A 25,607-nucleotide genomic window follows, 5' to 3' on the forward strand; every position below is an offset into this window, starting at 1 on the left:
GCGGGTCGGCCCTGGCCAACCGGAATTTCCCATATGCTCGATTTCCCGCGCTGGAAAACCATCGGTATCAGCATCATCCTGCTGCTTGGTATCCTATTCTCGATCCCCAGTTTCCTGCCCGAAAAGACGTTCGAGAAACTGCCGTCCATCGCGCAGATCAAGGTCAATCTGGGTCTCGATCTGGCCGGCGGCAGCCACTTGCTGCTCGAAGCCGATCTCGCCGATCTTCAAAAGACGCAGCTGACCAATATGGAAAAGGCCGTGCGTACTGCGATGCGCGGCGAGCGGGGCGCCGATGACGATATCGCGATCGGCGAACTGTCGACCACGGGTGGCAAGATCAGCTTCCTCGTTCGCGACCAGACGCAGCTCGACGATGCGCGCGACCGGTTGTTCAAGGAAACGCAGGGCGCGGGGCTGACGGGTCAGCGCGACTGGAATATCAACATCGTCGATACGACGCGCATCGTGATGACGCCGACCAGCGCCGGGCGGACGCAGGCCGTGGCGCATGCCATGGACACCGCGCGCGACATCATCGACCGCCGCGTCAACGCGCTGGGCACGCGCGAACCGACGATCATCCGCGAAGGCAATGATCGCGTCGTCGTTCAGGTTCCCGGCTTGCAGGATCCGACCGCGCTCAAGGAACTGATCGGCAAGACCGCGCGGCTTGAATTCCGCATGGTCGACGAAAATGCCGATCCGAACGAAGCCATGGCCGGCCGCGTGCCGGTGGGCAGTGAAATCGTCCCCTATGGCGAAGGCGAGGGCAATGGCGCGCCATTCGAGGTGCTGCGCCGTCAGGTGATGATCAGCGGCGAACAGCTGATCAACGCGCAGCAAAGCTATGACCCGCAGAACAACCAGCCGGTCGTCTCGATCCGTTTCGATTCGGCCGGGTCGAGCACCTTTGCCAAGGTTACGGCGCAGAGCGTCGGCAAGCGTTTCGCGATGGTTCTCGACGGCAAGGTGCTGTCGGCACCGTCGATCAACGAACCGATTCTGGGCGGCAGCGCGCAGATTTCGGGAAGCTTCAGCGTGGCCAGCGCCAACGCACTTGCGATTTCGCTGCGCTCGGGCGCTTTGCCGGTGAAGATGACGGTCGTCGAAGAACGCACCGTGACGCCGGAACTGGGCGCCGATTCGATCCGCAAGGGCGCGATTGCCGGCATCATCGCAACGGTTGCGGTGCTGGTACTGATGGTCGTCGTTTACGGCCGGTTCGGCGTTTACGCCTGTATCGCGCTGGTCTTTAACGTCTTCCTGATCATTGCGGTGATGGCCGCGATCAATGCCACGCTGACCTTGCCCGGCATCGCCGGTTTCGTGCTGACGGTCGGCGCCGCGGTCGACGCCAACGTGCTGATCAACGAACGAATACGCGAAGAGCTGAAACGCGGGCGAAAAGTGTTCCAGGCCGTCGAGCTTGGCTATTCCGAAGCCAGCCGCGCGATTTTCGACGCCAACGTGACCAATGTGATCGCGGCATCGCTGATGTTCTGGTTCGGTTCGGGCCCGATCAAGGGCTTTGCGGTGGTGCTGACCATCGGCATCGTTACCAGCGTCTTCACCGCCGTCACCGTCACGCGCATGTTCGTCGCCCATTGGCTGCGGACGTCGCGTCCGACGTCGATCAATATTTAAGAAAGGAGCGAAACGATGCGCTTGCTGAAACTCGTTCCCGACGACACCAACATCGATTTCCTGCGCTGGCGAAAGTTCGCCTCGTTCATGAGCTTTTTCCTCGTCGCCGTGTCGATCGCGCTCGTTGCGGTGAAGGGCCTGAACTTTGGCGTCGACTTTGTCGGCGGCCAGTCGGTTCGCGTCGAATTTACGCAGGAAATGCCGCCGATCGACGAGATTCGCGAGAAGGTCGGCGATATCGGCCTGGGCGAAGCGACCATCCAGCAGTTCGGGTCGGACAAGGCGGTATCGATCCGCACCGCGCTGCCCGAAGGCGACAAGGCGGCGGCGGAACGCGCCGGTCAACAGCTGGTGGCCGGGATCGCGAAAGCCTTTCCCACCGCCAAGACCGGCGCGGTTGAAACCGTGTCGGGTAAGGTGTCGGAAGAGCTGATCCGGACGGGTGCTATCAGTCTGGGCCTCGCGATTCTGGGTATTTCCATCTACATCTGGATTCGCTTCGAATGGCAGTTCGGTGTCGGCGCGCTGGGACGCCTGTTCCACGAAGTGTCGCTGACCTTCGGACTTTTCGCGGTGACGCAGATCCAGTTCGACCTCAATAGTGTCGCGGCGCTGCTGACGATCGTCGGCTATTCACTGAACGATACGATCGTCGTTTATGACCGTATTCGCGAGAATCTGAAAAAATACCGCAAGATGGAGATCATCCCGCTGCTCAACCTCAGCATCAACGAAACGCTGTCGCGCACGGTGATGACCACCGTGGCCATGGTGCTGGCGCTCGGCGTGTTGCTGCTCTTTGGGCCGGATGTGATTTTCGGCTTTACCGCAGCGATGCTGTTCGGTGTGTTCATCGGCGGCTATTCTTCGGTGCTGATGTCGACGCCGGTCCTCGTATGGCTGAAGGTCGGACCCGGCAGCTTTGTTCCGCGCACGAGCGCGGCGGGCGAAGGGGCCGAGCGGGTGGCCAGCAAGAGCGACGACGGCGCGGTCGTCTGACCCTTTCCATCTGGAATGAAAACCGGCGCCGGCCCGCTCTGAGAGTGGGCCGGCGTTGCCGTATCTAGAGCCCGGCGCAGCGGCGGAGATGATCGGCGAGTTCGCGGCCGTTGCGGTCCCAGTCGAAGCGGCCCGCGAGGCTGGCCGCGACATCGGGCGGTGGCGGCGGTGCGGCGAGAATAGCGCGCACGGCGTCGGCAATGGCGTCCGGGGTGCGGGCGACGATGCGGCCGGCGACGGGTGTCGTCACCAGCTCGGCGGCGCCGCCCGCGTCGCTGATCACGATCGGCGTGCCGCAGGCGAGCGCCTCGACCCACGCATTGGCGAGGCCTTCGCTGACCGAGGGCATGACGACCGCGTCGACGGCGCGATAAAGCTGCGGCAGGTCGGCGTTGGCCACGGGCCCCATGAAATGGACGCGCGCGGCGACGCCCAGCCGGGCGGCGAGGGCGCGGTAGCGGGCCTCCTCTTCTCCGGCGCCCGCCAGCCAGTAATGGACGCCGGGCAAAGCAGGGAGCGCCGCGATCACGAGCGCCTGTCCCTTGCGCGCGATCAGCGCGCCGACGGTGAGGATCGCGGGTTCTTTTACCATGCCCAGCGCGGCGCGTGCGGCGGCGCGATCGCCGGGCGCAAAGCGGGCGCTGTCGATGCCGGTGTAATGGACGGCGGTTTTTCCGGCGTCGATGCCGATCGCGGCCATGTCGCGGCGCATGGCATCCGACACGGCGAGCAGGCCCGCGGCGCGATCGGCGGCGGCGAGAAGCTGCGGCGCGGTCGCGGGATCATGGCCGAAATGGCTGATGTCGGCGCCGCGCGCCTTGATCGAAAAGGGCAGGCCAAGGGCGTGAGCGACGCGCATCGCGGCGGGGCCGTCGGGGTAGAAGAATTGCGCGTCGATAACATCGAAATCGTCGCTGCGCGCGATCGGGAGCACCGCGCGTGCGATTGCGCCGGGATTGAAGCGCGCACCGAAGCGCGGGATCAGCGTGAAAGGCGGGCGATGGACGGTGAGGCCGTTCCATTTTTCTTCGCGTGGCAGCGCGCGTAGGGCGCGGTAGCGCGGGTGGAGCGACAGCGGGAAGGGCGGCAGCCCGACGGGGGCGACAAGTGTAAGGTCGATCCCACGCTGCTGGGCGAGCGCCCGCAGGCTCTTCTCGACGAACAGCCCGAAATTCGGGCGTGCGGCGTCGGGGAAGAGGGTGGCGATCGAGAGGACGCGCAGGGGGGCGGTCATGCCGATGCATCCGCCGGTGCGTTGCAATGACGAATCATTTGGCGGCCGTCGCACGAAGGCGATTGTTTTGATGGCAAATCCAGCAAGCGAAAGAGGGATTTACGCCGGTTACGGAACTTGCCCTTTTCGTCACCCCGGACTTGATCCGGGGTCCATGGCAATGCCCGTCGCCTGGACCCCGGATCAAGTCCGGGGTGACGAAGGTGGGGAGAGGAGGTCCACGCCAGAGCGGACAGTCCTTCCGGGTTTGCAATCGACATCGCCCCGATTTCTAAAGGCTGCGGATCAAGCGCACCGCGACCGCCGCCCATGGCGGATTGCTGACGACCTGTTGGCGCTGGCCTGAACCGAGGGGGAGCAGGTGCAGTTTCTCGCCGTCGACGTTGAGCAGGCGTGCGAAGAAGAAGCGGCCGGCGGGGCGCGGGACGAGCAGGTCGCGGTTGAGCGCGCTGGCCCAGTCGCCCTCGATACGGCGGCACCAGATTTCGTCGCCGGCGCGATAATCGCCGATCGACGAGGTGACGCGCACCGCGATCATATCCTCGCTGGGGCGCGCGGTCAGCGCCTGTTCGACGCGGGTCGGTGCGATCGCGCCGTCGGTGCCGAGGTGCGCGGTGATCGTCAGCTGAGTGTCCTGCGGGAGCTGGACGAGTTCGGCGGCATCGACCCCGAGCGCGGCGGCGATGCGGTTCATCCAGCCGAGCGACAGATTGCGGGTGCCGGTTTCGAGGCGGCCGATCGTCTGCGCGGTCGTCGGCGGATCGCAGCGTTGCCCGACTTCTTCCAAGGTCAGCCCCTTGGCGCGGCGGACGGAGCGGATGCTGTTGATCATGGCGGCACCTTCAAATAACCAAATCGGTTTCTTCTTTCCTACAAAATATCCTTATGTCAAGGCTGGTCTTCGCTCTCAGGAGATTGCCATGACCGCGCGCCAACTCGCCACCCGCCTCCACCCCGACGACCGCATCGATCCCGCCAAAGCGGGGCCACGGGTGATGCGCCATGTGACGGTCAATGTCGCCGAAAGCCCGATTGCCTGGCTTGCGGCGCGCGGACACCTGACCGAGGCGCAACTGCGCGCGGGCGAGCATCTGCGCGCCGATTATGAGCGGGCAGGGCTGGCGGCGCGGGTGACGATGCGCTGGGATGCCGCGCCACCGGGCAAGAGTCGCGGTGGGGCGCGGGCGTCGGATGCATCGCTGGCGCGGATTGACGCGCACCGGCGCTTTCATGGCGCGATCGAGGCGGCGGGGCCGGGGTTGGCGGATATTTGCTGGCGCGTAATCTGTGCTGGCGAGGGGATTGGGTGCGCCGAGAAGGGGCTGGGCTGGCCCGCGCGATCGGGGAAGCTGGTGCTGGGGTTGGCGTTGGACCGGCTGGCGCGGTTTTACGGGACGGGGTGAGGGCGCGCGCGTGTGAAGGGGCGTGTTGGCTTTGGGATGGGAAGCTGTCGCTCCCTCCCTTCGTCATCCCGGGCTCGACCCGGTATCCCGCTTTTTGAGGCATCGACCAGCGCTTGGTTTCAAGCGGGGCCCCGGATCAAGTCCGGGGTGACGATGATCAAGGCGGCGGAAATGGGGTGGCTAGCTGCCGTGGCTCTGACGCGAATTCCCTCTCTTAAACCACTCCCTTCCCGCACTCGCGATGAGCGCTACTGAGAGTATCACGCCCCCAGCGACAGCCGATGAGAGCGCCGTGAGCACGATTTCGTGAATCCAGCCTTCTTCCGCCGGGTGAGGTAAAAACTTCAAAGTGCTAAGAAAAACGAGAATTGATCCTACAAGCGAGGCGAGCCCGATACTGAATCGTTGAGTAGGCTCGGTCCGGCGCAGCTTCCTGCGCACCGCGCTGACCAAGAAGAGAATGGGCATAAGGAAGGCCAGTATCAGGAGGTATTTTGTGTCCATATTCAGTTGATACGCACAATCCGCTTATGTCTGCAATCGGTCGTTACCTGCCATCCCCACAATCGTTGTCCGGGTTTGATCCGGGGCCAAAAAGGCTGGACTGAGGCGGGGAAGGTACGGCTCTCGTTTACTGAAGCCCTTCGACCTCTTCCGCCAGTTCCAGCCAGCGGTCTTCGGCGGCCGCTTTTTCGTCGCGCAGCGTGTCGAGCTTCCCCGTCAATGCGGTGAATTTCGCGTGGTCGCGGGCGAAGAGTGTGCCGTCGGACAGTTGTTTTTCGATGTCCGTCATTTCGGCCTCGATCGCCTCGATCCGGCCGGGCAGCAGATCATAGTCGCGTTGATCCTTGTAGCTGAGTTTCTTGCGCGCGGTTGGCGGAGGCGGCGGGGCTGCGACCGATGCCTTGGTTTTGGCGGTGTTGGGCTTGACGCGCTTGGCTTCCCAATCGGCGTAGCCGCCCGCAACGATATCGACCTTGCCCGATCCGTCGAGGCCGAGGGTGACGGTGACGGTGCGGTCGAGGAAGTCGCGGTCGTGGCTGACGAGCAGGACGGTGCCGGCGTAGTCGGCGATAACTTCCTGCAGCAGGTCGAGCGTTTCAAGGTCGAGGTCGTTGGTCGGTTCGTCGAGGACGAGCAGGTTCGATTCGCGGGCGAATTCGCGCGCGAGGAGGAGGCGGGAGCGTTCGCCGCCCGACAGCGCGCCGACGCTGGCCTCGATGACGCCGGGGTCGAAGAGAAATTCCTTCAAATAGCCCTGAATATGTTTTTTGACCCCGCGCACCTCGATCCAGTCGCCGCCGTCGGAGAGGATGTCGCGGACGGTTTTCTCGGGCGAGAGCAGACTGCGCTGCTGGTCGATAATGATGCCGTCGAGGGTCGGGGCGAGGGTGATCTTGCCGCTGTCGGGCTGAATTTCACCGGTAAGCAGCTTGAGCAGGGTCGATTTGCCCGCACCATTGGCGCCGACGATGCCGATGCGGTCGCCGCGCTGGACGCGGAAATCGAAATTTTTGATGATCGTGCGGTCGCCGAAGCTGATCGAGACATTTTCGGCGACGATCACCGATTTCGACCGGACATCGTCATTGGCGAGGCCGAGTTTGGCGACGCCGGGGCCGCCGATCATCGCGGCGCGGGTCGCGCGCATTTCCTTGAGCTTTTCAAGCCGTCCCTGATTGCGCTTGCGGCGTGCGGTGACGCCGCGTTCGAGCCAGTGCGCCTCGAGCCGCAATTTCGAATCGAGGCGTTGTGCGGCGCGGACCTCTTCGGCTGCGACGGCGTCGCTCCATTCCTCGAAGCCGCCAAAACCGATTTCCTTGCGGCGGATGCTGCCGCGGTCGAGCCACAGGGTCTGGCGGGTCAGGCGGGTGAGGAAGGTGCGGTCGTGGCTGATCGCGACGAAGGCGCCGGTGTAGCGGGCGAGCCAGCTTTCGAGCCAGTCGATCGCGGCGAGGTCGAGGTGGTTGGTCGGCTCGTCGAGCAGCAGCACGTCGGGGTTCTGCGCGAGCGCGCGGGCGAGCGCGGCGCGGCGGCGTTCGCCGCCCGAGGCGCTGGCGGCGGTGCGGGTCATATCGATGCCGAGCTGGTCGGCGATCGTCGCGACCTCAAATTCCTCGGGCGCATGGGGGGCGGCGAGGGCGAAATCCATCAGCGTCGCAAAGCCTGAGAAATCGGGTTCCTGTTCGAGCATCACGACATGGGTGCCGGGGACGATGACGCGCTTGCCCTTGTCGGGATCGATCTGACCCGCGAGCAGTTTGAGCAAGGTCGTCTTGCCCGCGCCGTTGCGCCCGATCAGCGCGAGGCGGTCGCGTTCGCCGACATAGATGTCGAGATCCTGAAACAGCCAACCGCTGCCCTGGACGAGGCCGAGGCCTTCATATGATAAAATCGGTGCTGCCATTGGGTCAGGGTCTGCTTCTTGCACGTTCGAGGCGTCGAAATGGCGAAGGTAACGGCTTCGTGCGACCGCCGCGGATGGTGGTTCCATCTGCAAGGGCGCACGGAGCCGAGACCGAAGCCATTTCGACGTCCCTGCGGGATTTGATCGATTTCGTCCATGGCCGCGTCAGCGGGCCTTGGAATATAGTCATATGCCTGCGTCCCGCTTCCTCGCCCTGAACGAAATCGCTTCAAACCTCGGACGCGCAAGAAGCAAACCCTGACCCATATGAACGGCTCGCTACTGGCGCGTTCAGCATCATGCAAGCGCGCAGCGTACAAAGGCGGGAACGGGTCGGCTCCGTCAGCGTTACGGGGCCGGGTTCATGAAGAGCCGGGGCTCCGGCGACAGGAGAAGAATATGACGAAGCAGATGCTCACCGCTATGGCTACTGGATTGGCATTGCTGGTGGCAACGCCGGCACTCGCGCAGCAAGGAGGAACGACGGTGACGACAGCAACAGCGGGCGGCCCGATCCTCAGCTTCAGCGTCGACAAGGAAGTGCGTTCGCGTCCCGACCGCGCCAGCATCGGTGCGGGCGTGACGAGCGTTGCGCCGACCGCGGTCGAAGCCCTGCGCGCGAACAGCGCCGCGATGGAAAAGCTGGTCGCCGCCGCCAAGGCGCGCGGGATCAAGGCCGACGATATTCAGACGAGCGGCATCAACCTCTCACCGCAATATGATTATAACAATCAGGGCAATGGCCAGCCGCCGCGTTTCCTGGGCTATCAGGTCAGCAACACGGTGCGCGCGACGACTGACGATATCGGCAAGCTGGGCGAATTGCTCGACGCGCTGGTCGCGGCAGGCGGCACCAATGTCGATGGACCCTATTTCTCGATGAAGGATGCCGATGCGTTGCTGGTCCCGGCGCGCAAGGCGGTGTTCGACGAGGCGAATGCCAAGGCGGCCGATTATGCGCGGCTTGCAGGCTATCGCACCGCCGAGCTGGTATCGGTGAGCGAAGGCGGCGGCTATCAGGGCCCGCCGCGTCCGATGGCGTATGCGATGGATGCGCGGGTGCAGAGCGCCGGCAAGGCCGTGGTGGAGCCGGGTCAGGTTGCGAACACGCTGACGCTGAGCTTCCAGTACCGCCTGGTTCGCTAAGCGATCTAGCGATCCGTTCGTGTCGAGCGTAGTCGAGACACCCCAAAGGCGCGTGCGACCGATGGGCATCTCGACTGCGCTCGATGCGAACGGATCTTTTGTATCTGGCTTCTAGCCCAATTCCCCCTCCGCCCACGGCCAGGGCCGTTCGCGGAACCATTTGGTGATGATATATTTGCGCCCCTTGCGCACCTTCATCCCGTGGTGGAGCGTGTCGGGGTTGGGCTGGCCATTGCTGCGGACATTGTTCCACGCGAGCAGCTTGCCGGTTTCGGGCTGATGCATCTTGGCGGTGGCCATAAAGCGCGTCGCGCCGCCGGCGCCGGGTTCGTTGAGATAGATCATCAGCGTCCAGCTGCGCTGCCCCGGCACCGCGCAATAGGTTTCCCAGTCGGCGCCGTGCGGATCGAAATAATCGGTGTGCGCCTTGAACTGCTGACCCACCTCATATCGCTGTCCCTGCAAGGGCTCGCCATATTCCAGCGGAATGCCGGTGAGGTCATGAAGGCGTGTGTTTACGGTGTTAACTATGGCGTCGCGATGGTTAAGGTCGCAGGTCGTGCTGGTGCGAAAAGCGTCGTCGCCGTTCGGATCGGCGATCGTCGAGGGGCGCACGTCGCGGTCGATCTGCTCGACCAGCGCGGCGCAGGTAGCGGGGTCGAGGAAGCCCGCCAGCATATATTGTTCGAGCTTTGGCGTCGGCGCGCGGCGGATGCCGGGGACGGCGGCGAGCCGCGCTGCGGTGCGGTCGGCGCCCGATGTCGCCATGTCCACGATCTTGGTTTCGGTCATGCGGGCTTTTTAGTCGGCACATTGCCTGCGAACAATGCTTGACGAACGGGGGCACCCGCGCCTATTCGCCGCGCGCTGTCGAGGCGCGTTGTGCGCCCTCGTCGCTTATGTGGCGACCATAGCTCAGTTGGTTAGAGCGCCGGTTTGTGGTACCGGAGGTCGCGGGTTCGAGCCCCGTTGGTCGCCCCATTTTCCCATGATATCATGGATGATATTCCCCATGTGGAATCGGCGTGACTTCGCAGCATTGTTCTATTATTACTCTTTCACGTAATTTTTAAACGTGAGGATGAGTCCATGTCCGCAGTCTGGGATTTCGCCGATTTTGACGATCATGAGCATGTTCACATGTTCCGCGATCGGGCCAGCGGGTTGACGGCGGTCGTCGCCGTTCACTCGACTCACCTAGGCCCCGGCGCCGGCGGCGTCCGTTACTGGCATTATCCGCAGCGTGCGGCCGCGATCACCGACGCGCTGCGCCTGTCGCGCGGCATGAGCTATAAAAATGCGATGGCCGGGCTGCCGATGGGCGGCGGCAAGGGCGTGATTCTGGCCGAGGAGGGCGGGGTGAAGTCCCCCGAACTGCTCGCCGCGTTCGGCCGTGCGGTCGAATCGCTGGGCGGCGCCTATATCACCGCCGAAGATGTCGGGATCACCGACGTCGATATGGTCGAGATCGCCAAACAGACCAAGTATGTCAGCGGGCTTCCCGTGGCGAACGGCGTGGCTGTGGGCGGCAATCCGGGGCCGTACACCGCGTTGGGCGTCTATCTGGGCGTCAAGGCGGCGATCCTGAACGGGCTGGGCACCGACAGCGCCAAGGATGTGCGGGTTGCGATCCAGGGCGTCGGCAGCGTCGGCGGCGGGGTCGCGCGGCGGCTGGCGGCCGAGGGCGCGAAGCTGATCCTCGCCGACGTCGATCTGGGGCGCGCCAAGGCGCTCGCCGACGAACTGGGCGCCGATCTGGCCGATTCGGGTGCGATCATGGAGGTCGAGGCCGATGTGCTGAGCCCCAATGCGCTTGGCGCGATCCTGACCGAACAGAGCATCGAGAAGTTGCGCGTGCCGATCATCGCGGGCGGCGCGAACAATCAGCTTGCGACTGCGGCCGATGGTCAGCGCATCCACGATCGCGGCATCACCTATGCCCCCGATTATGTGATCAACGCCGGCGGCATCATCAATGTCGCGCTGGAATATCTGGGGCACGGCAGCCGCGAGGAAGTCGAAAGCCGCATCCACCTGATCCCCGGCCGGCTGGCCGACATCTGGGCCGAGAGTAAGGCGAGCGGCACGCCGGCGTCGATGGTCGCCGACCGGATGGCGCAGAAGCTGATCGGGCGGGGGTAAAAAGGCGTCGCCCCCGCGAAGGCGGGGGTCGCTGGCAACCTTATGCAAGGCCGATGGCGGCCCCCGCCTGCGCGGGGGCGACGGAAGTGGTTCGGGGCTGGCGCGACGGCGGATTTCCGCTAAGCCCTTCCCAATGAAGCGGCATTTCTTTTTCGTCAGCGGCTGGCTGTCGCTGGGGTTGGGCGCGATTGGCGCCGTTTTGCCGCTGTTGCCGACCGTCCCTTTCGTGATTCTGGCGGCCTTTTGCTTTGCGCGTTCGTCGCCGCGGCTGGAGGCGTGGCTGGTCCATCACCCGATCTTTGGTCAGCATATTGTCGCATGGCGCGAAAAGGGCGCGATCAGCCGCAAGGGCAAGATCGCGGCGAGCGTCGCCTTTGCCGTCAGCATCGCCGCGGCGCTGATTTTCGCGCCCTGGCCCTGGTCGATGGCGCCGGTCGTCGCGGCGGCGGTCACCGGCAGCTGGATATGGACACGGCCGGAGAAATGACCGAGCCGCGCGGGCAGCCAAAAGGGGCGGGAAGGGCTGTGCCGGGCAAATTGCTGGACCCACCCAAGCTGCTCGCCTAAGGACGACGCCAATCCGATGCACGCTTATGCCAACCCCACCCGTTTTCTTGCGATCGCCAGGCCGCTGACGCCGTGGCTGCTGGGCGCCGGTCTGTTGCTTTTGCTCGTCGGAGCCTGGGCCGGGCTGACGCAGGTGCCGGGCGACTATAAGCAGGGCGAGACCGCACGCATTCTTTATGTCCATGTTCCGTCGGCATGGCTGGGCATGGGCGGCTGGACCGCGCTGGCGATCACCGGGCTGGTTCAACTGGTCTGGCGGCACCCGCTGGCGGGAATCGCCGCACGCGCCGTCGCGGTGCCGGGGATGCTGTTCACCGCGTTGTGCCTTGCGACCGGATCGATCTGGGGCAAGCCGACGTGGGGCACCTGGTGGGAATGGGATGGGCGGATGACGTCGATGCTGGTCCTGTTGTTCCTGTATGCCGGTTTCATTGCACTGACGAGCGGCGATGAGGGGCAGCGGCAGGGCGGTTCGCTGTCACGCGGCGCCGCCATTTATGCGCTGGTCGGCGCGATCAATATTCCGATTATCAACCGCAGCGTCGTCTGGTGGAACAGCCTGCATCAGGGGCCGAGCATCACGTTGCGCGGATCGAGCATCGACGGCGCGTTGCTGTGGCCGCTGGGGCTGACCCTGCTGGGCTTTTCATGTCTGTTCGGTGCCATCGTGTTGATGCGGATGCGCCGAATCATTGCCGATAACCGCGTGGCCGCGCGGTTGCGACGGCTGGCCGACGACGAGGGGATTTAGAACGTGACGGGGGTCATCAGCGGGGGCGGGCAATGGGCCTATGTGGCGGCAGCCTATATTTTGACGGCTGTTTTGACCGGCGCGGTGCTGCTGCATAGCTGGCGCGCGATGGCGAAAGCCGAGGGGCGCAGCGACGCGCTGCGCGCCAGCAATCGGCGCGGTGAAACGCCGCGCGGGGACGGGAAATGAAAGCGAAACATCAAAGGCTGGTGCTGGCGCTGGTGGCGCTTGTCGGCGTCGGGGGCGCGGGCGTCCTCGCGGCGAGCGCGCTGCGCGACGAAGCCGCCTATTTCCGCACGCCCGTTGAAATTCAGGACGGCAAGGCGACGGTCGGCGAAGCGATGCGGCTGGGGGGCATGGTCGCCGCGGGCAGCATCAAGCGCCAAAGCGACGGCCTGACCATCCGTTTCGTCGCGACCGACGGAAAAGCGTCGGTCCCGGTCGAATATACGGGCATCGTCCCCGACCTGTTCGGCGAAGAATCGGGCATGGTCGCCGACGGCCGGATGCGCGCCGACGGCACATTCGTCGCCGACCGCATCCTCGCCAAGCATGACGAACGTTATATGCCGCCGCAGATGGGCGAGATGCCCGAGGGCGTAGCGAAAGCGCAGCAAACGACATGATCGCCGAACTTGGACTAGCCCTGCTCTGGATCGCGGCGGCGCTCGCCTGTTTGTCGCTGGTCGCGGGAACGCTGTATCTGCGCGGGGGCGCGAAGGATCTGGGAGCGCTGGTGCGGCCGGCGAGCGTCGCGCAAGGCGTGCTGACCGCGGTTGCCTTTGCCTTGCTGATCGCGCTGTTCGTGCGTTCCGACATGTCGGTCGAACTGGTTGCGCGGAACAGCAACAGTTTGAAGCCGATGATGTTCAAGATCGCGGGGACGTGGGGCAATCATGAAGGGTCGATGCTGTTGTGGCTGACGATCCTTGGCCTGTCGGGCGCGCTGGTCGCGATTTTCGAGAAGCGACTGCGCGAGGATACGCTGATCGCGACACTGGCGGCGCAGGCCGCATTGAGTATCGGTTTCTTTGCCTTTCTGATCTTTTCGTCGAACCCCTTCAAGCGCCTGCCCGTGGCGCCGCCCGACGGACAGGGGCTCAACCCGCTGCTCCAGGACCCGGGGCTCGCCTTTCATCCGCCGACGCTTTACATCGGCTATGTCGGCCTGTCGGTCGCCTTCAGCTTTGCCGTCGGTGCGCTGATTACGCGCGAGATTGGCCCGGCCTTCGCCCGCGCGATGCGCCCATGGGTGCTGGGAAGCTGGATATTCCTGACGATCGGGATCACGGCGGGCAGTTACTGGGCCTATTATGAGCTTGGCTGGGGCGGCTGGTGGTTCTGGGACCCGGTCGAGAATGTCTCGCTGATCCCCTGGCTAGCCGGTGCGGCGCTGCTCCATTCGGTGGCGGTGACGGCGATACGCAACGCACTGCGCGCCTGGACGGTGATGCTGGCGGTGATCGGCTTTTCGATGTCGATGGTCGGCACCTTCATCGTACGTTCGGGGTTGCTGACCAGCGTTCACAGCTTTGCCGTCGATCCCGAGCGCGGGACGTTCCTGCTCATCCTGATGGCGGTCTATATCGGCGGCGCGCTGACCTTGTTCGCGCTGCGCGCCAATACCGTCGCCGAGGGCAAGAAATTCGCGCTGCTGAGCCGCGAAGGTTCGCTGGTGATCAACAATTTGCTGCTCACGACGATCCTTGCGCTCGTCCTGCTGGGCACGCTCTATCCGATCGTTGCCGAGGCGATGGGGGAGAAGATTTCGGTTGGCCCGCCCTATTATAACAGGGTCGCGGGGCCGCTGGCGCTGATCCTCTGCCTCGTCATGGTCGCGGGGCCGCTGCTGAGCTGGCGCAAGGACGATGGCAAGAAATTATGGTCGCGCTTGCCGCTTGCGGTGTTCGCCGGGGCACTGGTGCTGGTGCTGCTCGTCATTTTCGGCGGCACGGTCGGGATATTGCCCCTGCTGGGGATGACCGTCGCGGGCGTGGTCGCTGTCGCGAGCCTCGCGCCCCTGTGGGGCCGCAATCTGCGGCGCACCCCGCTGCCGACATGGGGCATGGTGATCGCCCATTTCGGGGTCGCGGTGACGCTGGCCGGGATGGGCGCCGAAAGCGCGTTCATCAAGGAGCGGCTGGTTGCAGCGGCGCCGGGGGATGTCGTGAAGGTGGGCGAGTTCGAAGTGAAGTTCGTCGGGGTGAAGCCCGTCGCGGGACCCAATTTCACGTCGATCGAGGGGACGCTGATCGCGTCGACACCCGGCGGTGCGTCCTTCATGCTGCGGCCCGAATCGCGGATGTTCCCCGGCCTGATGGGCACGGCGCCGACCGAGACGAATGAAGCCGCGCTGCTGACGCGGCCGGGCGGGCAGCTTTATGCGGTGCTCGGTCAGCCCGTGGTGAGCGAGGATGGCAGCGCCGACCGTTATCAGCTGCGCCTGTGGTGGAAGCCGCTGGTGTGGTGGATCTGGCTTGGCGGGGGATTGATTGCGCTTGGCGCGGTGCTGTCGATGCTCGGCCGCGCCCAGTTGCTGGCACTATGGCGCGCACGCCGGTCGCGCAAATCACAGGAGCGTTTCGCACCATGAAGAATCGTTGGGTTCTTTTCGTCCCGCTGGCGATCATGGGGCTGTTGTTCGGCGCCTTCATCTATCGGCTGGTGACGCCGCCCGATACGCTGATCCAGTCGCAATGGATCGACAAGCCGATGCCGCTGTTCGACCTGCCGCCCGCGACGACCGGGGTCGAGGGACTGAAAAGCAGCCAGCTTGCCGACGGCCGTCCGCGGCTGGTCAATGTCTTTGCGAGCTGGTGCATCCCGTGCCGCGCGGAGGCGCCGCAGCTTGAGGCGCTGAAGGCCGCAGGCGTGCCGATCGACGGCATTGCGATCCGCGACCGTCCCGACGATGTCGCGATGTTCCTGCGCGAATATGGCAATCCGTTCGACCGCATCGGGGCCGATATGCAGAGCAGCGTCCAGATCGCGCTGGGGTCGTCGGGTGTTCCCGAAACCTTCCTGATCGACGGCAAGGGCATTATTCGCGAGCAGATTCAGGGCGTGATCCTGGCGGAACATGTTCCCGAGATCGTCGCCAAGCTGGAAGCGATGAAGTGAGCATGCGCTTTGCCGCCCTGGTGCTGCTCGGTGCGATGGCGATGGCGATGCCGCTGGCGGCGCAGGACCGCCTGCCGCCCGCGCCCTATGCCTATCAGCAGCTTGCCGACCCCGCCAAGGAGGCGAAGGCGAAGGCGTTGATGGAGGAACTGCGTTGCCTCGTCTGTCAGGGGCAGTCGATCGCAGACAGCGATGCGCCGCTGGCCGGCGACATGCGGCACGAGGTGCGCAGCAAGATCGCAGCGGGCGAAAGCCCCGGTGAAATCCGCAAATGGCTGGTCGCGCGCTATGGCAATTGGGTGACTTATGATCCGCCGTTCGACATGGCGACGGCGTTGCTGTGGCTGGGGCCGTTGATCTTTCTCGGCCTTGGCGGCTTGCTGGCCTTCGGCCGTTTCCGCCGTGGCGACAGCGAAGGCGAGGGTGAAGCATGATCTGGCTGTGGGTGATATTGGCCGCGGCGCTGACGATCGGCGGGATATTCTGGCTGGGCAAGCTGCCCGCAGCGGCGCGCCCGCTGGCGGCGGCGGCCGTGATGCTGGGCCTTGCGGGCTATGCGCTGGAGGGGAGCCCCTCGCTGCCCGGCAAGCCAGTTGCGGCGGCTGCCGAACCCGAAGGTTTCGGGGAAGCAATTACCGACCAGCGAAAGGGCATGGCCGACCGTTTTGGTCCGGCGGCGCAGTGGCTGGGCATGTCCGACGGGTTCGCCCGCACCGGCAAGACCGGGCTCGCCGCCCAGACGTTGCAAAAGGGGCTCGAGAAATATCCCGACAATGTCGACCTGTGGGTGGGGCTGGGCAATGCGCTTGTCGCGCATGGCGGCGGCGCGATGTCGCCCGCGGCGGCACTGGCATTTGACGAGGCGGCGCGCCGCGATCCGACGCACCCCGCGCCGCCCTTTTTCGCCGGGCTGGCACTGGCGCAGGGCGGCGACCTCAAAGGCGCCGAGGCGGTGTGGAGCCAATTGCTCTCGCGCAGCCCCGCCGACGCACCCTGGCGGGCCGATCTGGAAATGCGGCTGGCGCAGCTGCATCAGGCACTTGGCCCGCAACTGCCGCCCGCCGCGCCGGCAGAGCCCTGATTTGAGTGCTATTCCATCATCGCGGACTGGTCTAAAGGCGCGCGATGACTGCTGAGTCGCAACAGGTGGCCGGTGGGGCTTCGAGCCCCGCCCTGACTGCCGCCGATACGGGCCATTACGGCCATGGCCATCAGGGTGACGGCAAGCTGAAGCTGGCCGTCGGCGCGGTGGGCGTCGTCTTTGGCGATATCGGCACCAGCCCGCTCTATGCCTTTCGCGAAACCTTTTCGGGCCATCACCGGATCGAGGCGGACACGCTGCACATCTATGGCGTGCTGAGTCTGGTGTTCTGGTCGATGATGCTGGTCGTCACGTTCAAATATGTGCTGACGATCATGAAGGCCGACAACAAGGGCGAGGGCGGCAGCCTGGCGCTGCTCGCGCTGATCAGCCGCCAGTCGGAAGGCAAGCGCTGGACTTGGCCGCTGGTGCTGCTCGGGGTGTTTGCGACCGCGCTTTTCTATGGCGACAGCATGATCACCCCCGCGATGTCGGTCCTCTCTGCGACCGAGGGGCTGAGTTATGTCAACAAGGGGTTCGAGCCCTATATCGTGCCGATCGCGCTCACGATCCTGATCGGCATCTTCGCGATCCAGTCGCGCGGAACGGCGAAGGTCGGGGCGCTCTTTGGCCCGATCATGCTGGCCTATTTCCTGATGCTCGCGACGCTGGGCATCATGCATATTGTCGATCACCCGGGGATCATCATTGAGACGCTGAATCCGCTAAACGCGCTCAACTTCTTTTATGTCGATGGTTTCACCGCCTTTATCGCACTGGGCGCGGTGGTGCTGGCGGTGACGGGGGCCGAGGCGCTTTATGCCGATATGGGCCATTTCGGACGCAAGCCGATCGGCCTTTCGTGGCTGTGCTTCGTGCTGCCGGCGTTGATGCTGAACTATATGGGGCAGGGCGCGATGGTGCTTGCCGCCGAAGCGGGGCCGCGCGCCGAACTGATCCAGGACCCCTTCTTTCAGATGATGCCCGACGCCTGGCGAATTCCGGTCGTCATCCTGGCGATGCTGGCGACGATCATCGCCAGTCAGGCCGTGATTTCGGGCGCCTTCTCGCTGACCCAGCAGGCGATCCAGCTGGGCTTTATTCCGCGCCTGCGCGTCGAGCATACGAGCGCGTCGGCCGCCGGGCAGATCTATATCCCGATGGTCAATTGGGCGCTGATGGTGATGGTGATCATCCTCGTCCTCTTCTTCGGGTCGTCGAGCAATCTGGCCGCCGCCTATGGTATTGCGGTGACGGGGGCGATGTTCATCGACACCTGTCTGATGAGCGTCGTGCTGTTCAGCCTGTGGCGCTGGCCGGCGTGGAAGGCGCTGCCGGTCCTTGCGGTCTTTTTCATCGTCGATATCGCCTATTTCGGCGCGAACCTGATCAAGGTGCCCGACGGCGGCTGGGTGCCGCTGGCGATCGGCCTGACCATCTTCACCCTGCTCACGACATGGTCGCGGGGGCGCAAATTGATGCAGCAGCAGATGGCCGAAGGCGCGATGCCGATCCCGGTGTTCGTGAAATCGGCGGCGAACAGCGCGACCCGCGTGCCCGGAACCGCGGTGTTCATGACGTCGAGTTCCGACGGTGTGCCGCACGCGCTGCTCCACAATCTGAAGCACAACAAGGTGCTGCACGAACGCATCATCCTGTTGACGATCAAGATCGCCGATGTCCCCTTTGTGCGCGAGGAAAACCATTGCGCGCTTGAGGATCTGGGGCAGGGGTTCCACCGGCTGGTGCTGAATTACGGCTTCATGCAGCCGGTCCATGTCCCCGAGGCGCTGAAGCGCGTCACCGGATGCGGCGCCGAATTCAAGATGATCGAGACCAGCTTCTTCCTGTCGCGGCAGACGCTGATCGCCGCAGCGACGCCCGGGATGCCGATCTGGCGCGAAAAGCTGTTCGCGTGGATGCTGCGCAATTCGGAAAGCGCGATGGAATATTTCCGCCTGCCGACCAATCGCGTCGTCGAGCTGGGCAGCCAGGTCGCGATCTGAGACCCGACCATTTCGGACCCATTGCCGCAATAAGCGTTTGAACATTGCCGGCAGGCTTGCGATGCAGGCGCGAACGGACGGGGGGCAGCGACCAGCATGGCAGTCGGCAAAAGCGATGGACTGATCCTGCCGGTTCCCCCGGCGCCTTTTGCGCTGATCATCGGGTCCGCAATGCGGCGCGCGTCGCCCGACGAAATGGAACAGGCGATCCGGCAAATGGGGCTGATGCCCGAGCGGATCGACCGCAGCGACCCCGCACGGGGGGTGCCGACATTCCGCCTGCGCTTCGGGGCCTTGCGGTGGATTGCGGGACCGGCCGATGCGTCCGCGCTCGACGAGGTCGATCCGGAGCAGCCGTCGATCAGCCAACTCGCCGCCAGCCTGCCGCACGACTGGCGCGACGGCGGGCACTGCTGGACCTTCGTTCCGGAAGATATCCGGGCGCCGGGGGCCGCGACGAAGCCGTCGGTGGAAGGCCGCGATTATTTCAAGGCCATGCTGTTGCTGGTCGACCTGTTCGACGCGAGCCATTTTTTCTGGTCGCCCGCGCGCCTGTGGTCCGACGCGCCGCAATTTCGCGCATCGGTTGCGGAGATGCTGACGAGCGGGATGCCGCCGGTTCTGCACATGGTGGCCTTTCGGTGTCAGGACGGCGACGAAGGCGAAGCGGTTGTCACGCGCGGGCTGGCATGGTTTGCGGGGCAGGAGCTGGAGGCCCGAATCCCGGCCGGTTGGACGGTGGCGAAGATGGTCCGGCGGCTGGCGCGGCTCTCACTCGACATGATGCTCCATGGGCGGTTCAGTGGCAGCCGTGAGTTGCAGGGCCTTGCGCCGGGTGAACGGATACGGCTGGCGGCGGCCGGTGAAGGGCGGCGCGTGGTGCGCGTCGAGTTCGGCCCCGAAAGCTGATGCCGCGGCGCCGCTGGCAAGGGGCGCCGGCGCCGCGCAGCGGATATCAACGTCATCATCTCATCCCCATTTCCCTGCTGAAACGGCCCCAGATGGCGTCGATGTTCGTCCTTCTGGAAGGCGAGGGGTTTGCGTTGCGGCATTTTGGCTGCAACGGCTTGGTGCTGCCTGCGTCCGAGGTTGCGGCGCTGTCGTCGGGCTATGCGATGCACCGCGGACCGCATCATGGTTACAGCGATGTCGTGACCGCCCGGGTCGAGCAGGTGCGGGTGCATTTTTGCCTGCACGCGCCGGCGGATCTGCGCTCGGCGCGGCGGACGGCGGTGATGCGGCTTGGGCTGTTGCAGGATGCAACGCGCCGCGCGCTGACCGACCGGCATGGTACCGGATTCTGGCTCAACCGGCGCGACCCGATGCGGCTGTTCGCCGACCGCCCTTATCTGGACGAGGCGATCGAGCGGCTGTTCGGCGGGTAGGGCAGTCGTCATCCCGAACGCTTCGGCAAGCTCAGGACAGGTTTGGTCCGGGATTCATCGCAGCGTTGAAGTCATGGACCCCGGATCAAGTCGGCAATTATCCCTTTGCGACAAGTAAAGGATTCGGCTAGACAATCGGCATGAGCAAAGCACCGACCCTTCGCCAGTTTCAGGACCGCTTCCCTACCGAGGAAAGTTGCCTCGATCATCTGATGCGCGTTCGCTACGGCGAGCGTCACGACTGCGAAAAGTGCGGCAAGAGCGCGAAATTCTACCGCGTCGCCAAGCGTCGCAGCTACGCTTGTGAATGGTGCGGCCATCAAGTCTATCCGACCGCTGGCACCCCGTTCGACCGGACGCGCACGAGCCTTCGCGACTGGTTCTTTGTGATGTTCCAGTTCTGCTCGACCCGTAGCGGCGTGGCGGCAAAGGAAATCGAGCGCCAGATCGGCGTCACCTACAAAACGGCTTGGCGCATGTGCCACGAAATCCGCAAGTATATGGCGATGCTCGACAGCGACGATCCGCTTGGCGGCGTAGGTGAAGTCGTTGAGATCGACGAAACGATCATCGGTGGTTCGGTGTCGGGCAAAGGTAACGGCTACATGGGCAACAAAACCGTCGTTGTTGGAATGCTGGAACGCGGTGGCGAGCTAGTCACCCGCGTGACGCAAAGCCGCACGAAGTTTCACATGCACGGCATGATCCAGCACCATGTTCTGCCGGGAACGACGATCAGCACGGACGAAATGGGCGGCTACAAGGACATTGACCAGAAGGGCTATCGCCACATCAAGGTGAACCACAATCGCGGGCAGTATGCGACGAAGGATGGCGCTGGCGTGAATGCGCTGGAAGGCTTCTGGGCGCAGCTAAAGCGGTCGATCAACGGCACTCACATTCATGTTAGCCGTCAGCATCTGTCGAAGTATCTGGGTGAGTTTGAATTTCGTCACAATCGCCGTCATCGCCCTTCGACGATGCTGAACGAGTTGCTGACTTCTTTTGTGCGCTAGGGGCTTCGCCCTGCACCATTGCCCCTAATAGGGCGTCGAAGCGGGTCGTGGGGCCGTCCGCCATCAAGTTCTCCATACTCTCAAAAGTTCTATGTCCCCCGGCGGGACGTAGGCTCGCTGATAGTTCGACTTAAACGCATCCGTGAAAGCTCGGTCGAGATAGTATTGCTTCTTTTCTGCGCCGCTTTTCCACCGATCCTCCTCGCCCTCCAACAGAACGACATATTGGTTCTGGGTGTTTATTTCCTCGAGCCTCTGCTCGTATGTATAACCATTTCCTGAACTCATATCACGACCAAGCAACGCCAGCTTATCTTGTATCGTAGAAATATGGAGGTCGCGAGCATGGTCACGACCAATGGTTGTGACGCTGTCCATTGCGTCGATGGCTTGCCAGATTTCATCCCACACAACGGCTCGCAGTCGTCCAATGTAGTGGTCTGCGACATATCTGAGCTTTTTCACCCCAGCCAGCGTTTGACTCCATCCGGCCAAGGTCTTGTCCATCTTTTCGATGCTTTGAAGCATGTCTGTGATGGAGCCGGCAGTCATGTTGGCGCCGGCACGAACGCTCTGCAGTTCGCTAGAGAGCTCAATTTTCAAGCGGTCCAGTTTACCCGAGAATCCTGCCTCATACCCCCGCATATTCTGGTAATCGACGATTACTGCTCGGACCGTTTCTGCAAGATCGGACACCTCTTGGCGAAGCTTACTTTCGTCATAAGGCGGCGTGGATTTGAGCGCCTGAGTCGCATTTCGCCGCACATATTCGAATAGAGCGACAACTATTAGTCCCTGGATCGCGATCAGCCATCCCCACCAAGGCAGCAAAGACCCGGTCATGCCCCATAGCTCGGGTATTTTAGGCCATCCAAATTGGTTGCAGCCCACATCGTAAGCGCCGACGCCTGCCAGCAATAAAGCGCCCCAACGCACGGCCTTTGGCCGCACAAGCTCACCCACGAACGCCTTTGTCCCCGCCATTCGCTTGTCATAGCAGGCGGAAAAGGAGGAGTCACGTTACTTGCCCTAAGGGGATAATCGCCGATCAAGTCCGGGGTGACGATGGGGAGTGGTAGCTAGCGACCCGTTGCGGACATTTCTTCTCCCCTCCCGCAGGCGGGAGGGGTTGGGGGTGGGCCAGCAGCGTTGCGGTTTTCCCACCCCGCTGCGGCTAGCCAGCAAGCTGGCAAGCCTCGCTGCCCCTCCCGCATGCGGGAGGGGAAAAGAAGCGTCCGCTTCCCACCCCAAAGCCGACATTGATGATCGGTGCGGGCAGCGGGCTGGTGTCTGGCTTAGAGGCGCACCTTGGCTTCGAGTTCGCGGCGGGCGGCGAGATATTGGGCTTCTAGTTCGGCGACGAATTCGGCGACGGGGCGGACCGCGGTGAGGGGGCCGATGCCCTGACCCGATCCCCAGATATCCTTCCACGCCTTGACCTTGGTGTTGCCGCCCGATCCGAAGTTCATCGTCTTGAGATCGCCTTCGGGCAGATTGTCGGGGTCCATGCCCGCGTCGATGATCGACTGGCGCAGATAATTGCCGTGAACGCCGGTGAACAGGTTCGAATAGACGATGTCGCTGGCACGGCCCGCGACGATACCGTCCTTATAGCCGTCGTCCGCATTGGCTTCGGCGGTGGCGATGAAGGCGCTGCCCATATAGGCGAGGTCGGCGCCGCATGCCTGCGCGGCGAGGATCGAGCGGCCGTGGCCGATGGCGCCGGACAATGCGACCGGGCCGTCGAACCATGTGCGGATTTCCTGCACCAGCGCGAAGGGCGACAGCACCCCGGCGTGGCCGCCGGCACCCGCCGCAACGGGGATCAGCCCGTCGGCGCCCTTTTCGACCGCCTTGCGCGCAAAGCGATCGTCGATGACGTCGTGGAGCGTGATGCCGCCCCAGCCATGGACGGCCTGATTAAGTTCTTCGCGCGCGCCGAGCGAGGTGATGGTGATCGGCACTTTCCATTTCGCGCACGTCGCGATGTCCTGTTCGAGCCGGTCGTTCGATTTATGGACGATCTGGTTGACCGCATAGGGCGCCGAAAGGCGGTCGGGATTGGCGCGGTCCCATGCCGCAAGTTCTTCGGTAATCTGGTGCAGCCATTCGTCGAGCAGGGTTTGCGGCCGGGCGTTGAGCGCCGGGAAGCTGCCGACGATGCCCGCCTTGCACTGGGCGATGACCAGCTCGGGGCCCGATACGATGAACAAGGGCGAGCCGATGACGGGCAGGCGCAGGCGGTCGAAAATCGGGGGAAGAGCCATGAATCATTCTCCGGTTGCGGTTTGAAACTGACCTTAACGTAAACGGAAAGCCGCGCAAGAGGGTTGGCGCGCTGTCGAGGGCGCGTCATTTTGATAGCTGACACGGCTCGGGAATTTTTTTGCTGCCCCTGTCGATTTTCCCGATGCCCGTTCGTCGTGTAGATACTGAGGCCGATGGCGGCCCGGAAAAAGAAGGAGACGGACGATGCGTGTAATGGTTTTTGTGAAGGCGACCGAAGACAGCGAGCGCGGCCTTCCGCCCACGGCCGAGATGACCGAAATGTTCGAGGCGATGGGGCGGTTCAACGAGGAGCTGGTGAACGCCGGTGTGATGGTCGAGGGTGACGGGCTGAAGCCATCGTCGGCGGGCAAGCGGATCGCGTTCGATGGCGCGAACCGGACCGTGATCGACGGCCCCTTTGCCGAAGCGCGCGAACTGGTCGCAGGCTACTGGATCTGGGAGGTCAAGGATATGGATGAGGCGGTCGCCTGGGCGAAGCGTTGTCCCAACCCGATGCCCGGGCCGAGCGAGCTGGAAATTCGCCCCTTTTACCAGCCGGAAGATTTCGGTGACGCGATGACGCCCGAGATTGCCGAGCGCGAACAGCGGCTGCGTGATCGACTGGCCGGGGAATGATCGATCGCCGCCGTCATGCTTGCCTCCACGCTCGTCGTGGCGGGCATGGCGGGCAGTCGAAGCGGTGTACCGGATCGAACGCGCCCGCCTGATCGCCGGGCTGGCCGCAGAAGCGGTTATAGCGCCGCGAAAATGACGGCGCCGGTTGCGGCGGCGAGGGTCAGGAACAGCGCGGCTTTCGGACCATAGTTGCGAAGGGCGCGCACCATGCGCGGCTCGGGCACCTCGTCGGCCGGGGGCCAGTCGATGTCGGGGGCCGGTACGCCGATCGGGCTTGGCTGGGGCAGGGACGTGGGCGGCGAGGCGATGCCGGGGCCGCTGATCCCGCTGGCGAGGACGAGTTTCTCGAACGCCACCGCCATTTTTTCGCGGCCCAGATGCTCGTTGAGCCCTTCCGCTCCGACCGGTGCAGGCAGGCTTGCGACCTTGCGCTCGATTTCGCTGTCGAGGGCGTGGAGCCGGTCCATCGCCTCGATAATCCGTTGGCGGTCGCGGCTTTCGAGCGCGAGTTCGAGCCGGGTCAGCGACAAGGTGCTGGCGCGGCAATATTGCAGGCCCCAGAAGAGCCCGGTCGCTTCATTGTCAGCGATATCCGCCGGATGCGGCTGGCCGGTATCGCCGACGGTCGTCGGATAAGCGTTCACGATCCTACTCCTCTGCGCCGCCCCCCCCCCTTGCCCGTGGCTTAAGGGCAAAGACGCGGCGGAAGAAATGGCGATCCGGCCAGCCGTGACGGGCTTGCGGCGGGGCGGTCGCGGCTAGCTGAGCAGCGGTTCAAGCGCCTTCCATTCGCGCTCGACCGCGGCGCGGCCGGCGTCGATCGCCTTGCGGATCTTTGCGGGGCTGAACTCCAGCGTTTCCGACACCTCCTGTTCGGGTTCGATGATGCGGATCGGCGCGAAGCGGTAACGCGAGATTTGCAGGTCGAGCGGGCGGAGGATGCGCGCCGCCGCTGCGCCACCGACCCCCGCTGCCTGCAGTGCGCGCGCCTGCGCCTCGCGCGCGGCGATGATGTCGTTGATCAGTGCGGCATTTTTGGTGTCGTTCGCCGACACTTCGGATTGCAGGATATCGACCGCGCGCAGCCCGATCTTGATCAGATCGGGAAAGAGCCGGACCTTGCCCGGGCGCGGCGGGGGCGAGGCGCGGACGACGATCACCCCGCGTGGATTGAGTTCGAGCGCATCGTCGAGCGGGGTCACGTTGCGCACCCCGCCGTCGACCCATTGTTCCTCGGTCCCGTCGGCGGCGGTGGTTTTGAGCGGGTCGAAGAAGACCGGCATCGCCGAACTGGCATAGACCCAATTGTGGATGCCGGGGACGCTTTCGTCGATGCCGCGATAATCGCCGGTGCCGAGGTTGACGACGCCCAGCCGCAGCTTGCGCCCGCTGGCCTTCAGCTTGCGGTCGTCGGCGAAGCTTTTGAGCATCCGGCGCAGCGGCGCGGTGTCGTAGATCGCATCCTCGCCCAATATGCCGCCGGCAATCCCGAGCGGGCGTTCCTTGTAGATATCGCCATTGCCGCGAATGCCGAGCCAGCGGTCGAGCAGCCCCGGCACATCGTCCTGCGCCACCCCCAGCGCCTGGATCGCGCCTGTCGATACGCCCGCGACGATATCGAGGCGGACGCCGCGATTGACGACAAGTTCATGGACGACGCCGACCTGAAAGGCGCCCTTGGCACCGCCGCCGCTGAGTACGATCGCAAGGTCACCCGCCATGGCTATCCTCCTTCGTTCGGGGGCGAACATAGCATGGATTGCGCCCGAGGGAGATGGTGAAGCGAAGGGGGAGCCGTC

At 64.2% G+C, this 25,607-nt stretch carries 26 protein-coding genes and 1 tRNA gene; 19 read left to right on the top strand and 8 right to left on the bottom strand.

Annotated features, from left to right (window positions below; all coding sequences use genetic code 11):
- Positions 1-33: 33 nt before the first annotated feature.
- Both secD and secF read left to right on the top strand, forming a co-directional pair.
- Positions 34-1,647: a protein translocase subunit SecD gene (gene secD, locus ACSYDV_RS06250; protein ID WP_438322923.1), complete on the top strand. Its 1,614-nt coding sequence runs from the start codon at positions 34-36 to the stop codon at positions 1,645-1,647.
- 15 nt (positions 1,648-1,662) lie between these two features.
- Positions 1,663-2,646: a protein translocase subunit SecF gene (gene secF / locus ACSYDV_RS06255; RefSeq protein WP_438322924.1), complete on the top strand. Its 984-nt coding sequence runs from the start codon at positions 1,663-1,665 to the stop codon at positions 2,644-2,646.
- A gap of 64 nt (positions 2,647-2,710) precedes the next feature.
- Here the strand turns inward: secF and ACSYDV_RS06260 are convergent, their stop codons facing one another.
- Both ACSYDV_RS06260 and ACSYDV_RS06265 read right to left on the bottom strand, forming a co-directional pair.
- Complete coding sequence (locus ACSYDV_RS06260; protein ID WP_438322925.1) at positions 2,711-3,880, bottom strand: glycosyltransferase; 1,170 nt, start codon at positions 3,878-3,880, stop codon at positions 2,711-2,713.
- Positions 3,881-4,151: 271 nt separating this feature from the next.
- Positions 4,152-4,712: a helix-turn-helix domain-containing protein gene (locus tag ACSYDV_RS06265; protein WP_438322926.1), complete on the bottom strand. Its 561-nt coding sequence runs from the start codon at positions 4,710-4,712 to the stop codon at positions 4,152-4,154.
- Positions 4,713-4,800: 88 nt separating this feature from the next.
- On the opposite strand from ACSYDV_RS06265, the gene ACSYDV_RS06270 reads away from it, so the two are divergent.
- Positions 4,801-5,283, top strand: coding sequence for a DUF6456 domain-containing protein (locus tag ACSYDV_RS06270; RefSeq protein ID WP_438322927.1), 483 nt, complete (start codon positions 4,801-4,803; stop codon positions 5,281-5,283).
- Positions 5,284-5,914: 631 nt separating this feature from the next.
- Here the strand turns inward: ACSYDV_RS06270 and ACSYDV_RS06275 are convergent.
- Positions 5,915-7,690 (bottom strand): ABC-F family ATP-binding cassette domain-containing protein, encoded by a 1,776-nt coding sequence (locus ACSYDV_RS06275; protein ID WP_438322928.1) that lies wholly within the window; start codon positions 7,688-7,690, stop codon positions 5,915-5,917.
- A 399-nt stretch (positions 7,691-8,089) separates the two neighbouring features.
- On the opposite strand from ACSYDV_RS06275, the gene ACSYDV_RS06280 reads away from it, so the two are divergent.
- Positions 8,090-8,836 (top strand): SIMPL domain-containing protein, encoded by a 747-nt coding sequence (locus tag ACSYDV_RS06280; protein ID WP_438322929.1) that lies wholly within the window; start codon positions 8,090-8,092, stop codon positions 8,834-8,836.
- A 111-nt stretch (positions 8,837-8,947) separates the two neighbouring features.
- Here the strand turns inward: ACSYDV_RS06280 and ACSYDV_RS06285 are convergent, their stop codons facing one another.
- A complete protein-coding gene (locus tag ACSYDV_RS06285) occupies positions 8,948-9,628 on the bottom strand; it encodes a prolyl hydroxylase family protein (protein WP_438322930.1) in 681 nt (226 codons plus the stop codon).
- A 112-nt stretch (positions 9,629-9,740) separates the two neighbouring features.
- Here ACSYDV_RS06285 and ACSYDV_RS06290 point away from each other — a divergent pair.
- The 14 genes from ACSYDV_RS06290 (at position 9,741) to ACSYDV_RS06355 (ending at position 20,904) form a co-directional block, all read left to right on the top strand.
- Positions 9,741-9,817, top strand: a tRNA-His gene (locus ACSYDV_RS06290).
- Positions 9,818-9,925: 108 nt separating this feature from the next.
- Positions 9,926-10,978, top strand: coding sequence for a Glu/Leu/Phe/Val family dehydrogenase (locus ACSYDV_RS06295; RefSeq protein WP_438322931.1), 1,053 nt, complete (start codon positions 9,926-9,928; stop codon positions 10,976-10,978).
- Between the two features lie 133 nt (positions 10,979-11,111).
- Positions 11,112-11,465: a YbaN family protein gene (locus ACSYDV_RS06300; RefSeq protein ID WP_438322932.1), complete on the top strand. Its 354-nt coding sequence runs from the start codon at positions 11,112-11,114 to the stop codon at positions 11,463-11,465.
- 96 nt (positions 11,466-11,561) lie between these two features.
- Positions 11,562-12,296, top strand: coding sequence for a heme ABC transporter permease CcmC (gene ccmC, locus ACSYDV_RS06305; protein WP_438322933.1), 735 nt, complete (start codon positions 11,562-11,564; stop codon positions 12,294-12,296).
- Positions 12,297-12,299: 3 nt separating this feature from the next.
- Positions 12,300-12,485: a hypothetical protein gene (locus ACSYDV_RS06310; RefSeq protein WP_438322934.1), complete on the top strand. Its 186-nt coding sequence runs from the start codon at positions 12,300-12,302 to the stop codon at positions 12,483-12,485.
- Positions 12,482-12,922, top strand: a complete 441-nt coding sequence (gene ccmE, locus ACSYDV_RS06315; RefSeq protein WP_438322935.1) for a cytochrome c maturation protein CcmE — start codon at positions 12,482-12,484, stop codon at positions 12,920-12,922. Before ACSYDV_RS06310 ends, ccmE begins: the two co-directional genes overlap by 4 nt.
- The gene (locus tag ACSYDV_RS06320; protein ID WP_438322936.1) at positions 12,919-14,889 is read left to right on the top strand and encodes a heme lyase CcmF/NrfE family subunit; all 1,971 of its coding nucleotides are present in this window, start codon (positions 12,919-12,921) and stop codon (positions 14,887-14,889) included. Before ccmE ends, ACSYDV_RS06320 begins: the two co-directional genes overlap by 4 nt.
- On the top strand, positions 14,886-15,416 hold the full coding sequence (locus ACSYDV_RS06325) for a DsbE family thiol:disulfide interchange protein (protein WP_438322937.1): 531 nt from the start codon (positions 14,886-14,888) through the stop codon (positions 15,414-15,416). Before ACSYDV_RS06320 ends, ACSYDV_RS06325 begins: the two co-directional genes overlap by 4 nt.
- 2 nt (positions 15,417-15,418) lie before the next feature.
- Positions 15,419-15,850 carry a cytochrome c-type biogenesis protein gene (locus tag ACSYDV_RS06330; RefSeq protein ID WP_438322938.1) on the top strand — a complete coding sequence of 144 codons (432 nt, stop codon included), beginning with the start codon at positions 15,419-15,421 and terminating at the stop codon, positions 15,848-15,850.
- A complete protein-coding gene (locus tag ACSYDV_RS06335) occupies positions 15,847-16,497 on the top strand; it encodes a tetratricopeptide repeat protein (protein WP_438322939.1) in 651 nt (216 codons plus the stop codon). The genes ACSYDV_RS06330 and ACSYDV_RS06335 overlap by 4 nt, the downstream gene beginning before the upstream one ends.
- 44 nt (positions 16,498-16,541) lie before the next feature.
- Positions 16,542-18,503, top strand: coding sequence for a potassium transporter Kup (locus tag ACSYDV_RS06340; RefSeq protein WP_438322940.1), 1,962 nt, complete (start codon positions 16,542-16,544; stop codon positions 18,501-18,503).
- Between the two features lie 96 nt (positions 18,504-18,599).
- Positions 18,600-19,412, top strand: coding sequence for a hypothetical protein (locus tag ACSYDV_RS06345; protein ID WP_438322941.1), 813 nt, complete (start codon positions 18,600-18,602; stop codon positions 19,410-19,412).
- The gene (locus ACSYDV_RS06350; protein WP_438322942.1) at positions 19,412-19,888 is read left to right on the top strand and encodes an AHH domain-containing protein; all 477 of its coding nucleotides are present in this window, start codon (positions 19,412-19,414) and stop codon (positions 19,886-19,888) included. The genes ACSYDV_RS06345 and ACSYDV_RS06350 overlap by 1 nt, the downstream gene beginning before the upstream one ends.
- A 140-nt stretch (positions 19,889-20,028) precedes the next feature.
- The gene (locus tag ACSYDV_RS06355; RefSeq protein WP_438322943.1) at positions 20,029-20,904 is read left to right on the top strand and encodes an IS1595 family transposase; all 876 of its coding nucleotides are present in this window, start codon (positions 20,029-20,031) and stop codon (positions 20,902-20,904) included.
- Positions 20,905-20,967: 63 nt separating this feature from the next.
- Here the strand turns inward: ACSYDV_RS06355 and ACSYDV_RS06360 are convergent, their stop codons facing one another.
- Entirely contained in the window at positions 20,968-21,888 is a 921-nt protein-coding gene (locus tag ACSYDV_RS06360) for a hypothetical protein (RefSeq protein WP_438322944.1), read from the bottom strand.
- Positions 21,889-22,199: 311 nt separating this feature from the next.
- Positions 22,200-23,171: an NAD(P)H-dependent flavin oxidoreductase gene (locus tag ACSYDV_RS06365; protein WP_438322945.1), complete on the bottom strand. Its 972-nt coding sequence runs from the start codon at positions 23,169-23,171 to the stop codon at positions 22,200-22,202.
- 205 nt (positions 23,172-23,376) lie between these two features.
- Between ACSYDV_RS06365 and ACSYDV_RS06370 the strand changes: the two genes are divergently transcribed.
- A complete protein-coding gene (locus ACSYDV_RS06370; RefSeq protein WP_438322946.1) occupies positions 23,377-23,808 on the top strand; it encodes a YciI family protein in 432 nt (143 codons plus the stop codon).
- A 116-nt stretch (positions 23,809-23,924) separates the two neighbouring features.
- Here ACSYDV_RS06370 and ACSYDV_RS06375 read toward each other — a convergent pair whose 3' ends face one another.
- Positions 23,925-24,452 carry a hypothetical protein gene (locus ACSYDV_RS06375; protein WP_438322947.1) on the bottom strand — a complete coding sequence of 176 codons (528 nt, stop codon included), beginning with the start codon at positions 24,450-24,452 and terminating at the stop codon, positions 23,925-23,927.
- Between the two features lie 114 nt (positions 24,453-24,566).
- The gene (locus ACSYDV_RS06380; protein ID WP_438322948.1) at positions 24,567-25,529 is read right to left on the bottom strand and encodes a patatin-like phospholipase family protein; all 963 of its coding nucleotides are present in this window, start codon (positions 25,527-25,529) and stop codon (positions 24,567-24,569) included.
- Positions 25,530-25,607: the final 78 nt, after the last annotated feature.

The sequence above is a fragment of the Sphingopyxis selenitireducens genome (assembly GCF_051550705.1).
GTDB lineage: Bacteria > Pseudomonadota > Alphaproteobacteria > Sphingomonadales > Sphingomonadaceae > Sphingopyxis.

Excerpts from the sequence above, each read along its gene's own strand:
- secD (WP_438322923.1), top strand. The coding sequence starts at position 34 with ATGCTCGATTTCCCGCGCTGGAAAACCATCGGTATCAGCATCATCCTG.
- secF (WP_438322924.1), top strand. The coding sequence starts at position 1,663 with ATGCGCTTGCTGAAACTCGTTCCCGACGACACCAACATCGATTTCCTG.
- ACSYDV_RS06260 (WP_438322925.1), bottom strand. The coding sequence starts at position 3,880 with ATGACCGCCCCCCTGCGCGTCCTCTCGATCGCCACCCTCTTCCCCGAC.
- ACSYDV_RS06265 (WP_438322926.1), bottom strand. The coding sequence starts at position 4,712 with ATGATCAACAGCATCCGCTCCGTCCGCCGCGCCAAGGGGCTGACCTTG.
- ACSYDV_RS06270 (WP_438322927.1), top strand. The coding sequence starts at position 4,801 with ATGACCGCGCGCCAACTCGCCACCCGCCTCCACCCCGACGACCGCATC.
- ACSYDV_RS06275 (WP_438322928.1), bottom strand. The coding sequence starts at position 7,690 with ATGGCAGCACCGATTTTATCATATGAAGGCCTCGGCCTCGTCCAGGGC.
- ACSYDV_RS06280 (WP_438322929.1), top strand. The coding sequence starts at position 8,090 with ATGACGAAGCAGATGCTCACCGCTATGGCTACTGGATTGGCATTGCTG.
- ACSYDV_RS06285 (WP_438322930.1), bottom strand. The coding sequence starts at position 9,628 with ATGACCGAAACCAAGATCGTGGACATGGCGACATCGGGCGCCGACCGC.
- ACSYDV_RS06295 (WP_438322931.1), top strand. The coding sequence starts at position 9,926 with ATGTCCGCAGTCTGGGATTTCGCCGATTTTGACGATCATGAGCATGTT.
- ACSYDV_RS06300 (WP_438322932.1), top strand. The coding sequence starts at position 11,112 with ATGAAGCGGCATTTCTTTTTCGTCAGCGGCTGGCTGTCGCTGGGGTTG.
- ccmC (WP_438322933.1), top strand. The coding sequence starts at position 11,562 with ATGCACGCTTATGCCAACCCCACCCGTTTTCTTGCGATCGCCAGGCCG.
- ccmE (WP_438322935.1), top strand. The coding sequence starts at position 12,482 with ATGAAAGCGAAACATCAAAGGCTGGTGCTGGCGCTGGTGGCGCTTGTC.
- ACSYDV_RS06320 (WP_438322936.1), top strand. The coding sequence starts at position 12,919 with ATGATCGCCGAACTTGGACTAGCCCTGCTCTGGATCGCGGCGGCGCTC.
- ACSYDV_RS06325 (WP_438322937.1), top strand. The coding sequence starts at position 14,886 with ATGAAGAATCGTTGGGTTCTTTTCGTCCCGCTGGCGATCATGGGGCTG.
- ACSYDV_RS06330 (WP_438322938.1), top strand. The coding sequence starts at position 15,419 with ATGCGCTTTGCCGCCCTGGTGCTGCTCGGTGCGATGGCGATGGCGATG.
- ACSYDV_RS06335 (WP_438322939.1), top strand. The coding sequence starts at position 15,847 with ATGATCTGGCTGTGGGTGATATTGGCCGCGGCGCTGACGATCGGCGGG.
- ACSYDV_RS06340 (WP_438322940.1), top strand. The coding sequence starts at position 16,542 with ATGACTGCTGAGTCGCAACAGGTGGCCGGTGGGGCTTCGAGCCCCGCC.
- ACSYDV_RS06345 (WP_438322941.1), top strand. The coding sequence starts at position 18,600 with ATGGCAGTCGGCAAAAGCGATGGACTGATCCTGCCGGTTCCCCCGGCG.
- ACSYDV_RS06350 (WP_438322942.1), top strand. The coding sequence starts at position 19,412 with ATGCCGCGGCGCCGCTGGCAAGGGGCGCCGGCGCCGCGCAGCGGATAT.
- ACSYDV_RS06355 (WP_438322943.1), top strand. The coding sequence starts at position 20,029 with ATGAGCAAAGCACCGACCCTTCGCCAGTTTCAGGACCGCTTCCCTACC.
- ACSYDV_RS06360 (WP_438322944.1), bottom strand. The coding sequence starts at position 21,888 with ATGGCGGGGACAAAGGCGTTCGTGGGTGAGCTTGTGCGGCCAAAGGCC.
- ACSYDV_RS06365 (WP_438322945.1), bottom strand. The coding sequence starts at position 23,171 with ATGGCTCTTCCCCCGATTTTCGACCGCCTGCGCCTGCCCGTCATCGGC.
- ACSYDV_RS06370 (WP_438322946.1), top strand. The coding sequence starts at position 23,377 with ATGCGTGTAATGGTTTTTGTGAAGGCGACCGAAGACAGCGAGCGCGGC.
- ACSYDV_RS06380 (WP_438322948.1), bottom strand. The coding sequence starts at position 25,529 with ATGGCGGGTGACCTTGCGATCGTACTCAGCGGCGGCGGTGCCAAGGGC.